At 66.9% G+C, this 15,271-nt stretch carries 10 protein-coding genes and 1 tRNA gene; 6 read left to right on the top strand and 5 right to left on the bottom strand.

Features of this window, described 5'->3' with window-relative positions; translation table 11 throughout:
• Positions 1 to 17 precede the first annotated feature (17 nt).
• The 3 genes from vccD to ACFQDI_RS22910 all read left to right on the top strand — a co-directional run bounded on the left by vccD (position 18) and on the right by ACFQDI_RS22910 (position 2,625).
• Positions 18 to 641, top strand: coding sequence for a Verru_Chthon cassette protein D (vccD, locus tag ACFQDI_RS22920; RefSeq protein WP_377171386.1), 624 nt, complete (start codon positions 18 to 20; stop codon positions 639 to 641).
• 102 nt (positions 642 to 743) lie between these two features.
• The gene (locus ACFQDI_RS22915) at positions 744 to 1,187 is read left to right on the top strand and encodes an EamA family transporter (protein ID WP_377171384.1); all 444 of its coding nucleotides are present in this window, start codon (positions 744 to 746) and stop codon (positions 1,185 to 1,187) included.
• 100 nt (positions 1,188 to 1,287) lie between these two features.
• Positions 1,288 to 2,625 (top strand): voltage-gated chloride channel family protein, encoded by a 1,338-nt coding sequence (locus ACFQDI_RS22910; protein ID WP_377171382.1) that lies wholly within the window; start codon positions 1,288 to 1,290, stop codon positions 2,623 to 2,625.
• Between the two features lie 57 nt (positions 2,626 to 2,682).
• Here the strand turns inward: ACFQDI_RS22910 and ACFQDI_RS22905 are convergent.
• A tRNA-Leu gene (locus ACFQDI_RS22905) sits at positions 2,683 to 2,767 on the bottom strand.
• 143 nt (positions 2,768 to 2,910) lie between these two features.
• Here ACFQDI_RS22905 and ACFQDI_RS22900 point away from each other — a divergent pair.
• From ACFQDI_RS22900 to ACFQDI_RS22890, 3 genes are all read left to right on the top strand, one after another.
• The gene (locus tag ACFQDI_RS22900; protein ID WP_377171380.1) at positions 2,911 to 5,076 is read left to right on the top strand and encodes an alpha/beta hydrolase family protein; all 2,166 of its coding nucleotides are present in this window, start codon (positions 2,911 to 2,913) and stop codon (positions 5,074 to 5,076) included.
• A gap of 81 nt (positions 5,077 to 5,157) precedes the next feature.
• Positions 5,158 to 5,589 (top strand): hypothetical protein, encoded by a 432-nt coding sequence (locus ACFQDI_RS22895; RefSeq protein WP_377171378.1) that lies wholly within the window; start codon positions 5,158 to 5,160, stop codon positions 5,587 to 5,589.
• Between the two features lie 246 nt (positions 5,590 to 5,835).
• The gene (locus ACFQDI_RS22890) at positions 5,836 to 6,480 is read left to right on the top strand and encodes a DUF1801 domain-containing protein (RefSeq protein WP_377171376.1); all 645 of its coding nucleotides are present in this window, start codon (positions 5,836 to 5,838) and stop codon (positions 6,478 to 6,480) included.
• 35 nt (positions 6,481 to 6,515) lie between these two features.
• On the opposite strand, the gene ACFQDI_RS22885 is transcribed toward ACFQDI_RS22890, so the two are convergent.
• The 4 genes from ACFQDI_RS22885 to ACFQDI_RS22870 form a co-directional block, all read right to left on the bottom strand.
• Positions 6,516 to 12,224 carry a beta strand repeat-containing protein gene (locus ACFQDI_RS22885; protein ID WP_377171374.1) on the bottom strand — a complete coding sequence of 1,903 codons (5,709 nt, stop codon included), beginning with the start codon at positions 12,222 to 12,224 and terminating at the stop codon, positions 6,516 to 6,518.
• Positions 12,225 to 12,701: 477 nt separating this feature from the next.
• Positions 12,702 to 13,670: a CNNM domain-containing protein gene (locus ACFQDI_RS22880; RefSeq protein WP_377171372.1), complete on the bottom strand. Its 969-nt coding sequence runs from the start codon at positions 13,668 to 13,670 to the stop codon at positions 12,702 to 12,704.
• An 18-nt stretch (positions 13,671 to 13,688) separates the two neighbouring features.
• A complete protein-coding gene (locus ACFQDI_RS22875) occupies positions 13,689 to 14,450 on the bottom strand; it encodes an ABC transporter permease (RefSeq protein ID WP_377171370.1) in 762 nt (253 codons plus the stop codon).
• Positions 14,447 to 15,247 carry an ABC transporter ATP-binding protein gene (locus ACFQDI_RS22870; protein WP_377171368.1) on the bottom strand — a complete coding sequence of 267 codons (801 nt, stop codon included), beginning with the start codon at positions 15,245 to 15,247 and terminating at the stop codon, positions 14,447 to 14,449. Before ACFQDI_RS22870 ends, ACFQDI_RS22875 begins: the two co-directional genes overlap by 4 nt.
• Positions 15,248 to 15,271: the final 24 nt, after the last annotated feature.

Genomic DNA, 15,271 nt, shown 5'->3' with positions numbered 1-15,271 from the left:
ACCTACCAGACACTCTTATGATCTACCCTTCCGTCAGGAGCCGCCGGCACGGCTTCAGCCTTGTCGAAATCATCGTGGTGGTGGCCATCCTCACCGTGGCCGCCGTGCTGAGCGCGCCGTACATCGCGGGCATGGCCGCTGCGGCGCGCCTGCGCACCGCCGCAGACGCGGTGCAGAACCGGCTGCTGGAGGCGCAGTCGCTGGCCATCCTGTTCAACACGGACGCCGAGCTGCGCTTTTACGAGGCGGAAGACCTCGCGGGCGGGCGCTCCACGCTGCGGAAGCTGCGCATCCTGACCCTGCGCCCGCCGGAGGACGACAGCGGCGGCGGAGCCACGCCGGCGAGCGTGTTTGAGCCCGTGGGGGCCATCACCAGCCTGGACCAGGAGATCGAGATCAGCACGGACAGCGTGCGCTCGTCCATCATGGACCTCGGCTTTCAGGACAGCAGCACGGACATCTACGGGCGGTACATTGCGCTGCGCTTTCACTCGGACGGCAGCCCGGCGCTGCAGCCCACGAAGCCGTGGTTTCTCACCCTGCACGAAAAGGACGCGCAGCTCCGCGAGCCGCGGCTGAGGAATTTTGTGACGGTGCAGATCGATCCGGCGACAGGCCGCCTGCGCAGCTTCCAGCCGTGAAAGAGGGGGCGGCTGCGAAAGCTGAAGAAGGCTGAGAAGGCTTTTGCCTTGGCGGGACGAAGCGTGGAAGGTGCGTGGCTCACCCTCCGCCCGCCGAAGATCATGGAACGCTGGAAAATGTACGCCTTTGCCGCCGCGCTGTTTGCGGGGCTCACCTCCGTCATTGCCAAGGCGGGGCTGAAGGTGCTGGGGGCGGACCTCGGGCTGGCGGTGCGCACGGTGTTTGTGTTTGCCTTCATCATGCTGAACACCGCCATGTGGACGGGCCTGGAGAAGGCGGCGGCCACGCTGCAGCAGGCGGGCTGGCGGCCCATCGGCCTGCTGGCGCTCTCAGCCGTGACCACCACGCTCTCCTGGATCTGCTACTACCGCGCCATGCATGAAGGGACGGTGTCGTTTGTGTCGCTGGTGGACAAGGGAAGCATCCTGGTGACGCTGACGCTTTCGGTGCTGCTGCTGGGGGAGCCTTTCACGTGGCGCATCGCGGCAGGGGCGGGGCTGATCCTGTGCGGCCTGCTGGTGCTGGCGGGTGGGAAGCCAGCGTGAGGCCTGCGGCCGAAAGAGGGCAGGGGGGCTACTGACTGCAGCCAGTGCGGCTGGCGCTGGCGTGCGGGTGTTTCCTGCCTAGCATGCACACCAAACCTGAATGCCGTCCTCCCGCTCCTCGCTGCTCTCTGATCTTGCGCACCTGCTGCGCTGGACTCTGCTGGCCCTGCCGGTGGCGCTGCTGGCGGGCTCTGCGAGCGCGTTTTTCCTGTGGTCGCTGGAAAGGGTGACGGAGGCGCAGTGGCAGCACCCGGGGCTGCTGTGGCTGCTGCCGCTGGGCGGGGTGGCGGTGGGCTTTCTTTACCACTACCTGGGCAAGGGATCGGACAAGGGAAACAACCTGCTGATTGACGAAATCCACCAGCCGGGCGGCGGAGTGCCGGCGCGCATGGCGCCGCTGGTGCTGCTGGGCACGCTGGTGACGCACCTGTTTGGCGGCTCGGCCGGGCGCGAAGGCACGGCGGTGCAGATGGGCGGCAGCCTGGCGGCGCTGCTGGCGCGGTGGCTGCGCGTGGCGCATGAGAACCGCCGGCTGATGCTGATGTGCGGCATCGCGGCCGGTTTTGGCGCGGTGTTTGGCACCCCGCTGACGGGGGCCATCTTTGCGATGGAGGTGCTGGTGATCGGGCGTGTGCAGCATGATGCGCTGATCCCGGTGCTGGTGGCCAGCGTGGTGGGAGACGCGACGTGCTCCGCGTGGGGCGTGCACCACACGGTGTATCATCTGGATGTGGCCCCCACGGCGGGCACGCATGCGAGCTTTGACGCGGTGCTGCTGCTGAAGACCGCGCTGGCGGGCATCGCCTTCGGGCTGGGCGGGCGTTTTTTCTCTGAGCTGACGCACCGGCTGCAGCGCGGCTTTGCCAAAGTGGTGCCGTATGCGCCGCTGCGGCCTGCGCTGGGGGCGCTGGGGGTCATCGCCCTGGTGCATGTGCTCGGCACGCGGGACTATCTCGGGCTGGGAGTGACGCCGCCGCCCGGGGGGCAGGTGTCCATCGTCACCTCGTTTCAGGAGGGCGGGGCCACGCCGCTGAGCTGGCTGTGGAAGACGCTCTTCACCTCGGTGACGCTGGCCAGCGGCTTCAAGGGCGGCGAGGTGACGCCGCTGTTCTTCATCGGCTCCACGCTGGGCCATGTGCTGGGGAGCGTGATGCAGGAGCCGGTGGCGCTGTTTGCGGCGCTGGGCTTCATCGCGCTCTTTGCCGGTGCGGCAAACACGCCGCTGGCGTGCACGGTGATGGGCATCGAGCTCTTCGGTGCGCACTACGCCATCTACTTTGCGGTGGCCTGCTTTGTCTCCTACTTCTTCAGCGGGCACTCGGGCATCTACCTCTCCCAGCGCATCGGCGTGGCAAAGAGGAGCGTGCTGGCAGTGCCGCCGGACACCACGCTGCGCGAGGCGCGCGAGCTGACGCGCCGTGCGGATGCAGGTGAGTGAAGCCGTGCTTTTTGCGGGCTGTACCCTGCCTCTGGTGACTCTTTGTACTTCAAAGAGTGGTGCTCGGGAAGGGACTCGAACCCTTAAGCCTTTCGGCACAAGATCCTTAGTCTTGCGCGTATACCAATTCCGCCACCCGAGCAGGTGTGAAAAACAGGGGCCGCGAATATAGACCAATCAGTTTTTATGCAACCATTGTTTTAAGTTTTTCTGTCGTTTTTTCGTTCCGCACGAAACTCGGATCACTCTTGCCATCGGGGTCCGTTTTGGGTGTCATCCCATCTCATGCGCACTTCACTGCTCCTCTGCCTGCTGCCATCGCTCGTCATTGCGGCTTCGCCTTACCCTGAAAAGACGCCGGACACGCCGGGAAACAGGCTGATCGGCCGCTACTTTGCGGAGCAGACGCGGGAGATCGCGGCGGAGAACGGGCTGGCGAAGATCCAGACGGCGGCGGACTGGGAGGGGAAGGCACCGGAGTACCGGCGCGAGCTGTTTGAGATGCTGGGCCTGGACCCGCTGCCTGAAAAAACGCCGCTGCACCCCACTAAGACGGGCGAGGTGAAGGGGGAGGGCTACGTGGTGGAGAAGATGCACTTTCAGTCCATGCCGGGGCTGTACGTGACGGCCAACCTCTACCTGCCTGCCAAGGTGGAGAAGCCGCTGCCCACCATCCTGTATGTGTGCGGCCACGCGAATGTGGTGAAGGAGGGCGTGAGCCTGGGCAACAAAACCGGCTACGAGCACCACGGGGTGTGGTATGCGCGGCACGGCTACGCCTGCCTGATCATCGACACCGTGCAGCTGGGAGAGATCCGCGGGGAGCACCACGGCACGTACAGCAAGGGGCGGTGGTGGTGGTTTTCACGCGGCTACACGCCCGCCGGGCTGGAGGCGTGGAGCTGCATCCGCGCGCTGGACTACCTGGAGACGCGCCCGGAGGTGGACAAGACGCGCTTTGGCGTGACAGGCCGCAGCGGCGGCGGGGCGTACTCGTGGTGGATCACCGCGCTGGATGAGCGCATCAAGGCCAGCGCGCCCACAGCGGGCGTGACGGACATGCAGAACCAGGTGATCGACGGCTGCGTGGAGGGGCACTGTGACTGCATGTTCTTTGTGAACACGTACCGCTGGGACTTTGAGCGCATGGTGGCCCTGGCGGCACCGCGCCCGCTGCTGATCGTGAACACGGACAAGGACAGCATCTTCCCCATCGACGGCGTGTTCCGCATCTACCAGAACGTGCGCAGGCTGTACGCGCTGCTGGGCAAGGAGGGGAACATCGGCCTGCAGGTGGCGGAAGGTCCGCACAAAGACCTGCAGCCGCTGAACATCGGGGCGTTTCACTGGTTTGAGCGGTTCCTCAAGGGAGCGGACACGATGGCCGTGATCGATGAAGGGGCGAAGAAAACGATCGAGCCCACCGAGCTGCGTGTTTTCAAGGAGATCCCTAAGGACGAGATCAACACCAGGGCCGACGAGACGTTTGTGCCGATGGCCAAGGCCCCCGCGCCCGCGACGAATGCGGCCGACTGGGAAAAGCAGAACGAGGCGTGGATGAGCGCGCTGAAGGACAAGGTCTTTGCAGGCTGGCCGAAGGACATCGCCTCGGTGAATCCGCAGAAGGAGAGCAGCGCGGAGATGGACGGGGTGCGCATGACGGCGTATGACTTTGAGAGCCAGTCCCCGTTCCGGCTGCGCCTCTACATCGTGCACCGCGACGGGCTGCGTGCCGAGGACCTGGAGCTGGTGGCGCTGAATGTGCTGGATGAGGAGGGCTGGGATGAATTTTGCGCCACGTACCACAGCCGCTTTGGCAAGCTGATCGAGGTCTTTCCCGGAGCGCCGAAGGACGATGCGGCGTTTGAGCAGGAGAAGAAGATGTTCACCAGCTTCAAGTGGGGCATGGCCTACCTCTGCCCGCGTGGTGTGGGCCCCACGGCGTGGAGCGGCAGCGAGAAGGCGCAGACGCAGCGCCTGCGCCGCTTTTACCTGCTGGGCCAGACGCTGGACGGCATGCGCGTGTGGGACATACGCCGCAGCGTGCAGACGCTGCGCGCCATCCCGGGCTTTGGCGAGACGCCGCTGTGGCTGCAGGCGCACCGCGAGATGGCGGTGGACGCGCTGTATGCCTCGCTGTTTGAAGACGGCATCAAACGCCTGGACCTGCACGACATGCCGCTGACGCACAACGGCACCGTGGCGGGAGACCCGAAGGCGGTGGGACCCGCGATGCTGAACGTGCTCAAATACCTGGACCTGCCGCAGGCTGCGGCGATGGCCGCGATGCGCACGCGCACGATCATCTACGCGCCCGACAAAGCCGCGTGGGAGTACCCCGCCACGGTGACGAAGAACCTGGGGAAGGAGACGCAGTTTCAGGTGCGCAAGCCGGTGACAGCGGAGGCGGGGAATGAAGAGCCGAAGAAGAAAGAAGAGCCCAAGAAGTGACTCCTCTGGAGTACGACAGGCACTCCTGCCTGTCGGCCAGCGCTTCCACATCCTCCCTCGTTCCCAAACCACGCATAGACCATGCTCGCCCCAAAGCTCATCACCTTCTTTGCAGGCCTCGCCCTCCTGCTGCCCTTCGCCATCACCTTCTGGATCATGGCTTTCCGCCATCAGGATACCGAAGCGGAGCTCAAGATGCGTCAGGAGCAGATCTTCGCTGAGCTTAAAGCTGAGCACGATTTCAACGATGGTGCCAGCGAAGCCCCCGATGATCGCGACCCGGTCATGGCAGGAGTTGTGGCATATGACAGCATGTGCCTGCCCATGGTGCCTCCTGATGTGTGGTCGTTCTTTCCGCGTCGCTGGGTGGGCCTTGTTGGACTGTTCTGCATCTTCATCATGACAGGCCTCTGGCTCCTGAGCGCCTTCATCCCCGCCCACATTTACAGCGGTAGCATCGGGTCCACACCCCAGCCTGAACCATCGGCTGTCCCAGCGAGCACGCAGAAATGATCCCATGTGCTGAAACCTTCTTCCCAAACTGTGGAGTTCCAAATCGGGCGTCGCATGCACGGTCGTAGGATGGGTGTGGCGACAGCCCGCCCGTCCCTCAGCGCATGGCAACGTCCATGACTCGCCGCCGCCACAGGCGATGTCATACGCAAAAGAGGCTTCCTCATCGACGGCTCAATTTTCCTTCCCTATCCTTTTGCTGATCGACTGCCCGACACGCAGGAATAGACTGCTTCATTCCCCTCCATGAAGAAGACCAACCCCGCCATCGATGCCCACATCTCCAGCGCCAAGGCGTGGCAGGCGGAGATGAAGGCGCTGCGGCGCATCCTGCTCGGCACCGGCCTCACCGAGGAGCTGAAATGGGGGCAGCCCTGCTACACTCATGAGGGTGCCAACATCGCCCTCATCGGCGGCTTCAAGGCCCACTGCAGGCTCATGTTCGTCAATGGCTGCCTGCTGCAGGATCCCCAGGGGCTGCTGCAGAGGCCCGGGGAGCACACGCAGGCGGGGCGGTACATTCCGTTCACGAGCGTGAAGGAGATCAAGGCGCATGAGGCGGAGGTGCGGCGGCTGCTGCTGGAGGCGGTGGAAAAGGAACAGGCGGGCGTGAAGCCGGTGTATCAGACGACAGAGGAGCCGATGCCGGAAGAGCTGGAGACGGCGCTGAACCAAGACCCGGCGCTGGGGGAGGCCTTTGCCGCGCTGACGCCGGGCCGACGGCGTGCCTACCTGCTGCACTTCAACGCGGCGAAGCAGCCAGCCACACGGGCCTCCCGCATCGTGGCCTGCACGCCGCGCATCCTGGCGGGCAAGGGCATGCATGACTGCATCTGCGGCCACTCGAAAATATTCCCCCGCTGCGACGGCTCGCACAAGAACTTCGGCTAGGGCGGCTGCTGCTGCGCTTTTTTCACCGCAGGTTTTCACACACGGCGCGTGCCGGTGCGGCGGCGGCGCAGGGTGAGGGCGGCGAGGCCGAGTGCGGCAAGGAGGGCGCGTGAGGGCTCGGGCACGCTGGCGGTGATGTAGAGGAGGCCTGCGCTGGCGAAGAGGTCGGTGTTCCACTGCAGGGAGGAGTCTGCCAGCGTGGGGAGGGCGAGGTCGGTGCTGAGATCGAAGCCGTTGAGGCTGACGGAGGACCAGTCGAGGAGATTGAAGACATCGCCATAGACGGGGGTGTAGCCGCTGAGGGCGACCTGGAGCACGCTGCCGGCATTGAGGGTGAGCGCGCCGGAAATGAGGAGGGTGTCCACGCTGGTGGAAAGGGTGCTGGCGTAGGCGAGGACGTTGGCGCTGAGGGTGGGGTCCACGGCGTTGCCGGTGGCGGCCCCGATCTGGAAGAGGGCGCGGGGCTGCAGGGCGGTGGCGCCGCCTGCGAGGGTGAGGTCTCCATGGATGGTGAGGATGCCGAAGCCGTCGCCTGCGGTGGCGATGTTGCTGGCGCTGGAACTGGTGCCTGCGCTGATGAGCGCGCCGCCGCTGACGACGACAGGGCCGGTGATGGTGCCGCCGCCGCTGAGGGCGGTGCTGCCGCTTTGCGTGTAGGGGCTGGCCAGGGCGGACACATCCAGCGTGGCTCCGGCATTCACCTGCACCCAGGCGGAGGATTGGATGGAAGCTGTGCCTGCGAGGGCCAGCGTGCCGCCGCTGACGGTGGTCTTGCCGGTGTAGGTCTCCGTGCCGCTGAGGGTGAGGGTGCCGGTGCCGCCTTTGGTCAGGGCGGTGTGGGCGGTGGCTCCGTCCTGAATGACGCCGTCATAGGCGCCTGCTCCGCTGATGGTGAGGGTGGAGGTGCCGGAGGCGGCGCTGTTGATGATGGTCTTGACGCCTGTGCCTGCGCTGCTGAGGCCGGCAATGGTTTCATTGAAGCCGTTGAGGTCGTAGGTGCCGCCGGTGTTGCCGGCGGCCTCTCCGAGGACGAGGCTGCTGGCGTCTGTGAGCACTTCGCTGGCTCCGTTTCTGAGGGTGCCGCCGTTGAAGACGTAGGTGATGCCGAGGAAGCTGTTGGTGGTGTTGGCGAGGGTGACGGTGGCGCCGTCGATGTTGCTGACGGAGGCGGTGCCTGCGAGCTGGCCGGTGATGATGAAGGCGCCGCCGCTGAAGGTGAGGGCGCGGTTGGTGACGCGGGTGAGGGTGCCGCCGAGGGTGAGCACGGCGCCGCCGCTGTTTCTGATGATGCCGCCGCCTGCGCCGTTGACGGTGATGGCGCGTGCGAGGGTGGCGTCTGCGCCGCCGGTGTACTCCAGCGTGCCGGAGGTGGTGGCGGCACCGATGAGCACGGCGCTGCTGGCGCTGCCGAGCGGCTGTGCGGTGCCGGTGGCGGAGAGGCTGCCGATCCTGAGCGTGCCTGCGCTGACGGTGACGGCGCCGGTGAAGGTGTTGGCCCCTGTGAGCGTCCAGGTGCCGGAGCCGTCCTTGGTGACGCCGACGAGGGAGGTGGCGGCGGGGTTGTAGTCGCTGATGATGCCGTTGACGATGCCGGTGGCCGCGCCGCCGAGGAGGATGGTGCGGTTTCCTGTGGCGCCGCTGGCGTCGATGCCGCCATTGATCGTCAGCGTGCCGGAGGAGACGGTGATGCGGGCATTGCCACCGCCGCCGTTGATCTGCGAGAGGGTGCCGTTGATGACGTTGTCTCCCGCGACGCTGGAGATGGCGCCTGCGGTGTTGACGGAGCCGTCGCTGCTGAGGGCAAAGCTGAGATTGCTGCCCAGGGTGATGTTTCCCGAGGAGCCGTCGAGCTGCAGGCTGGGGATGCTGCCACCGGCGACGCGGATGGTCTTGGCTCCGCTGCCGAGGGCGCTGCTGCCGGTGATGACGAGGGTGCCGGTGTTGATGGTGACATTGCCGGTGAAGGTGTTGGCACCGCTGAAGGTGACGACGCCTGCGACGCCGTTGTCGATGATGACGGCGTTGGTGCCGGTGCCTGCGGTGGTGAGGATGCTGCTGGCGATGACGAGGGCGGTGTCTGAGCGGCGGATGTTGAGGGTGGCGGTGTCTGTGCCGTCGGCATTGAGGGAGATGTCTCCGCTGCCGAGGGAGCCGGTGGCGGTGGCGATCGTGGAGCCGACCTGGAGCACGCCCTGGGTGATGGTGGTGCCGCCGGTGTAGCTGCTGTCTGCGGTGAGGATGAGGGTGCCGAGGCCGGTTTTGAGCAGGCCGCCGGAGCCGGTGATGCCGCCGCCGAGGGTGAGGGCGGAGGCGCTGGCGGCATCGACCGTACCGCCGCCGCTGAGGGTGAGTGCGGCGGTGATCCTGTTGGTGGTGGCGCTGGTGACTTTGAGCGTGCCGCCGCTGAGCCGGATGCTTTCGGCGACGGAGGTGTAGCCGGTGACGTCGAGGGCTGCGCCTGCGGAGACGAGGGTGCCGCCGGTGGTGTCTCCGAGGGCGCTGGCGCTGCCGAGCTTGAGCGTGCCGGCGCTGACGGTGATGGTGCCGGTGAAGGCGGCGTTGTTGCCTGAGAGGATGGCGGTGCCCGCGCCCTGCTGGGTGAGGGTGCCGCCGCCGCTGAGGGTGTTGGCAAAGAAGAAGTCCTCGGGGCGGTTCAGCACGAGGGCGGCGTTGTTGACGATGGCTCCGCTGCCGTAGGTGCCGACGCCTGCGGTGACGCCGTCTCCGAGGATGAGGGTGCCGGCGCTGAGGGTGGTGGTGCCGGTGAAGTCGTTGAAGCCGCTGTTGGCGATGGTGAGGCTGCCGGCGCCCTGCTTGAGGAGGGTGGTGGCGCCGCTGAGGTAGCCGGTGCCGGTGAAGGTGTAGTTTTTGGTGGTATTTTCCACCAGGATGGAGCTGGGGCTGAGCTGGGTGGTGAGGTTCACGCTGGTGGAGCCGGTGGCGCTGTCGTCAAAGCGGACGCTGTCCACCACGCCGACAAACTGCAGGTAGCGGGTGGCGGTGCCGCTGGTGGTTTCCTTCCAGTTGACGGTGCCGGAGCCGGTGGCGGGGTCGGTGCCGTCATTGACGTCCCAGTCGCTGCTGAGGGCGCCGGTCCACTTGGGGACGTCGAAGGCGCTGATGCTGAGCTGGACTTTGGAGGCGGCGGTGTTGTTGACGAGGCTGGCGGTGACGCGCGCGGGCAGGCTGCCGAGGGTGAGGCCGCCAAAGCCTGCGCCGCCGAGGGGGCCGGTGTAGGTGATGAGGTCGAAGACGCCGACGCCGAGGCCGGTGCCGGAGATGTTCAGCGCGGTGGTGCCGCCGGTGCTGAAGGCGGTGGTGGCGATGAGTGCGGCGGCGGGGTTGCTGAAGCTGCCGAGATTGAAGTACAGCGTGGAGCCGGTGCTGGTGCCGAGGGTGAGCGCGGAGGTGTGCAGGGTCTGCCCGGCTGCGGCGAGGGTGAGGCCGAGGGCTGCGCCGTCTGCCACGGTGATGGCTCCGCCGCCGGTCTGCGCGGTGGTGAGGGTGAGCTGCCCGGCGCTGACGGTGGTGGCTCCGGTGTAGGTGTTTGCGGCGGTGAGCGCCCAGGTGCCGGTACCTTCCTTGGTGAGGCTGAGGACGGTGCCGCCGTGGTCTGAGATGATGCCATTGGCGCTGCCACTGGTGGCGACGTCAAAGGTCACATTCACGGGGCCTGCGGCGGTGGCGGCGGCGGTGATGGCCCCGTTGAGCGTGAGGGAGCCGGCGGTGACGCGGATGCGGCTGCCGCTGGCACCGCCTGCGGCGATGCTGCCGGAGATGAGATTGCTGCCTGCGGAGCTGAGGAGGGCGGCTGCGCCGGGGGTGTCATTGCCCAGGCTGAGGCTGAAGGCGGAGCCGAGGCTGATGTCTGCGCTGCTGCCGTCGAGCCTCAGGGTGGCGGCGGTGGCGCCGCCGCTGACGGTGAGCGTCTTGGCCCCGGTGCCGAGCGCGCCTGCGCGGGTGATGGAGAGGATGCCGGCGGTGACGGTGACGTTTCCGGCAAAGGTGCTGGAGGTGCCGGAGAGGGTGAGGGTGCCGGTGCCGCTTTTGACCAGCGCCAGGTTGTTTTCATTGGTGCCGCTGCCGCCGAGCATCTGCGCCCAGGTGACGGCGGCGGTGTTGCTGACAGTGAGGGTGGAGATGGCGCTGCTGCCGCCGACGATGGCGTTGGAGAGGCTGGTGATGGCGTTGCCGGTGAGGGAGAGGCCGGTGACGGTCTGATTGCTGGCGCCGGAGGCGTCTCCGAGCTGGAGCACGCCGCTGTTGGCACCGCTGCCAAACTGGAGCGCGGTGGCGGAGGAGAGGCGGCCGTCCCCGCCGGTGAGGATGAGGCGGCCGTTGTTGATGCGGGTGTTGCCGGTGTAGGTGTTGGCGGCGGTGAGGGTGAGGGTGCCTGCGCCGCCTTTGGTGAGCGCGGCGGTGCCGAGCGTGCCGGTCTGGAAGGCGGTGGCGAGGGTGACGTTGTTGCCATTGGTGTCGAGGGTGGCGATGACGCCGTCGTTGATCCTGATCTGCGCGGAGACGTCGCTGGTGTTTCCGGTGGCCCATTGCAGGCTGGAGGCGGCGGCGTAGGTGACGGTGCCGCTGCCGAGCGCGCCTGCGGAGAAATTGAGCGTGCCTGCGCTGAGGGTGACGCCGCCGGTGAAGGTGTTTGCGGTGTTGCTGAGGGTGAGCAGCGCCGTGCCGGTCTTGACGAGGGCGAGGTTGTTCTCATTGGCTCCCGCACCGCCGAGCAGGCCGGCAAAGGTGACGGCTGCGGAGTTGCTGACGGTGAGGGTGGAGACGCTGGTGCTGCCGCCGACGATGGCGTTGGTGGTGCCGGTGCCGACGGTGGCGATGGAGGTGGTGGTCTGATTGCTGGCGCCGGTGGCGTCTCCGAGCTGGAGCACGCCGCTGTTGGCCCCTTGCCCCAGACTGATGGCGCCGGTGGTGGCGAGGCGGTTGTCCCCGCCGGCGAGGGCGATGCGGCCGACGCTGATCTTGGTGAGGCCGGTGTAGGTGTTGGCGGCGGTGAGGGTGAGCGTGCCGGAGCCTGTCTTGGTGAGCGCGGCGGTGCCGAGCGCGCCGGTCTGCAGGGCGGTGGCGAGCGTGACGTTGTTGGCCCCGGTGGCGAGCGTGGCGGTGACGCCGTCCTCGATCCTGATCTGCGCGGAGACGTCCTGCGACTGGGCGCCGTTCCAGGTGAGGGTGGCGTTTTCCTTGAAGTACACCGTGTTGGTGCCGAGCGCGCCGGAGGCGAACTGCAGCTCCGAGCCGGAGAGCAGGGTGATGCCGCCGGTGATGGTGCTGGCGGTGCTGGTGAGGCGGAGGGCGCCGCCGCCGGAGAGGGTGAAGCCCTGGGTGCCCGCGAGCCTGGCGGAGAGCACGAGGATCTGATTGGCCACGGTGATGGTGGGTGCGACGCCGGTGGAGGTCTCGAGCGTGAGCGCAAAGGTGCTGCTGCTGGCGAGCGTCCAGTTGTGGGAGGCGGTGGTGTCGGCAAACTTCAGCGCGCCGACGGTGTAGCTGGCGTTGACGGTGATGGTGCGCGCGGCGGTGATGTCGAGCGTGCTGAAGTCTGCGATGGCGTCTGTGCCGCTGGCGATGATACCGCCGGACCAGCTGGTGGTGGCGCTCCAGTTGGCGTTGCCGGTGGCATTGGTCCAGACGCCGTCGGTGGCGCGCAGGGGGGAGGCAAAGAGGGCGAGGGCGAGCAGGGGCGCGAGGTGGCCGGGGGAGGGGAGTGTTTTTTTCGGGGCAAACATGGGGCGGTGAGGCCGTGGGGGCTCGGGTGTGCCCGCCGCCTTCGTCTTTGAGATCGGCGTGTCAGGGCATGGTGGCGGAGTCCTTCCGTGAAAACGGATCGGTGGTGGCTGCGGACCTGCGCCGGGGCGGCGGGGTCACGCGGGCCGGGGGTGCGGCTTCTTCAAAGGGGCGTCAACACGCGGGCCGGAGGCTGTGCGGCTCCGGGGGGAAGGGGGCGGTGTGTGAGGGCTGCATGAAGATGATCCTGTGGGGGAGAGGTGGCCGCGCCCTTTCCGGTGAATGGGGGATCAGGAGGCGGTGTGCTGGCGGTGGGACCTTCCGTGTGTCGGATCGGCAGGGAGTGGGCGGCGGACGGCGATGAAGGCGCGGCCTGCTTTTAATCCCTATCTAATTAGGATGGTATTAGATGTTTAAATCATCCTTGTCCAGTAGAGATTTGGAGTTTTTTTGCGCCGCAGGGAGGCGAGGGGGCGCGGCTAGACGCGCGCGCCCATGAGGACTTTCATGACGTCGTCCATGGTCACCCAGCCGGTCATTTGCCCGGAGGCGTCATCGACGAGGGAGGCGATCTCGTGCTGCTCGAGGAAGAGGGTCAGAAGCTGCGTGAGGGAGGCCATGCTGCTGATGTGGAGCACGGGGCGGATGAGGTGCGTCCAGGCGGCGCCGGGCTGGGAGAGATTGTGCTGGAAGAGCTCGCGTACGCGGATGTAGCCGGTGATGCGGTCTGCGCTGCCGGTGGGGCTGACGGGGTAGCTGCGGTGGAGCTTGGGGCCGAGGGCCCGGACGTTCTCGTGGAGGGTGAGGCGGGTGTCGAAGATTTTGACGGCGGAGCGTGGCACCATGGCGGTCTTGATGCGGCGTGCGCTGAGCGTGGCGGCATGGATCATGATGATCTCCTCATGGCTGTGGAGGAGCTGCTCTGCGCGCGCGGACTGCACGAGCGTGATGATGTCCATGATGTGGTCGCTCTGGCTGCGGTGGTCCCTGGAGCCCGCCTTGAGCCGCTCGCAGAATTTTTCCATGAGGAGGATGAGCGGGTGGCAGAGGAAGATCATCCAGGAGAGCGGGCGGATGAGGCGCGGGGCGTAGCGCGCGGGCTGGTGCACGCCGAGGATCTTGGGGGCCATCTCGCCGCCAAAGAGGACGGCGGCGCTCATGACGATGGAGAAGAGCCAGAGCCAGTCTGCGCCGTAGAGGCCGGTGAAGAGCGCGCCTGCGAGGGTGGCGAGTCCGGTGTTTGCCAGGGTGTTGAAGGCAAGGATGGCGGAGATGGGGTGCTCGATGCGGTTCTTCAGCGCGAGCCAGCGCGCGGCGTGGAGCACGCCTTTTTTCTCCTGCAGCCTCAGGTCCAGGGGATTGAGGCTGAGGAGGACGGCCTCCGTGAGGGAGCAGAAGAAGGAGACTCCCAGGCTGGCGGCGCAGGTGAGGAGGAAGAAGAGCGGCATGCGGGTGCGTGCGGCGGGCTAGGAGAGGCCCCAGCGCTTGCGCAGAAAGCGCTCCCAGGGGCTGAAGAGGGCCTTGTCCGCGAGGAAGCCGACGATGAGGATGACGAGCATGATGGCGGCCACCTGGTCCATGGCCTGGAGCTCGCGGCCATAATGCAGGAGGTGGCCGAGGCCGAAGCCGGTGAGGACGGTGACGTAGATCTCCGCGGCCATGAGGGAGCGCCAGGCGAAGGCCCAGCCCTGCTTCATGCCGCTGACGAGGTGGGGCAGGCTGGCGGGCAGCAGCACGTGCCACAGGAGGTGAAAGCCACTGGAGCCCATGGTGGTGGCGGCGCGGCGGTAGATGGGCGGGATCTGGCGGATGCCGTGGTCCGTGGCGAGCAGGACGGCCCAGAGCGTGCCCATGACGACGATGAAGAGCATGGCGGTCTCCGTCTGCCCAAACCAGAGCAGGGAGAGGGGCACCCAGCAGACGCTGGGCAGCGTCTGCAGGCCGAGGGCGAGCACGCCGAGGGTGTCTGCCGCAAAGCGGAAGCGCGCGGTGAGCAGCCCGAGGGGGATGCCGAGCAGCAGGCCGATGAGGTAGCCGATGCCGAGGCGCGTGAGGGTGACGAGGCCTGCGGCGAGGAGCGTGCCGTCCGCCAGGGAGGCGAGCAGGTACTGCCCGATGGAGAGCGGGGAGGGCACGAGCACGGGGGACCACCACCCGGCGCGGGAGGCGGCCTCCCAGAGGACGATGAGTACGGCGAAGAAGGCCAGGGGGCGCAGCACACGGGTCATGCGAGGGAGTGGGAGGAGTGTTTTTTGAGTTCGGTGGTGATGGCGCTGGCGATCTGGGCGACGGCGACGTCATTGATGTCGCGCTGACGCGGGAGCTTGACGACGTACTCGGCCTGGATGCGGCCGGGACGGGGGCTGAAGAGGAGGACGCGGTCTCCGAGGCAGACGGCCTCGCGCACGTTGTGGGTGACGAAGACGACGGTCTTGCAGCGCTTTTGCTGGATGTCCTGCAGGTCGGCGTAGAGCTGCTCGCGGGTCATGGCGTCGAGCGCGGCAAAGGGCTCGTCCATGAGGAGGACGCGGGGATTGGGGGCGAGGGCGCGTGCGAGGGCGACGCGCTGCTTCATGCCGCCGGAGAGCTCGTGGATGTTGGCATGGGCGAAGTTTTCCAGGCCTACCAGCTTCAGGTAGAACATGGCAAGCTGCTTGCGGTCATCATCGCTGAGGCCGGGCTTGAGGTTGAGGCCGAAGAGGACGTTGCTGATGACATCGAGCCAGGGGAAGAGGGCGTGCTCCTGAAACATGACCATGCGCTGGCGGCCGGGCCCGGTGACGGGCTGGCCGTCTGCGAGGATGGCGCCGGAGGTGGGGGACTCCAGGCCGGCGATGAGGTTGAGCAAAGTGCTTTTGCCGCAGCCGCTGGCGCCGAGGAGGCAGACAAACTCCCCCTCGGCCACCTGGAGATTGATGTCCTGCAGGGCGTGGACGGTCTGACGTGCTCCGTGATAGATCTTGGAGACGTTTTGCACCTGGAGCTTTGCGGGGGTGGGATTGCTGAGTTCGTCGGCCAGAGTCATTTCAGGAGGTGTACGGGGGGAGAG

The organism is Prosthecobacter fluviatilis, from assembly GCF_042655725.1.
GTDB classification, from domain to species: domain Bacteria; phylum Verrucomicrobiota; class Verrucomicrobiia; order Verrucomicrobiales; family Verrucomicrobiaceae; genus Prosthecobacter; species Prosthecobacter fluviatilis.
Note: the sequence above shows the minus strand (reverse complement) of the source record. Positions and strands in the feature narration are given on the sequence as shown.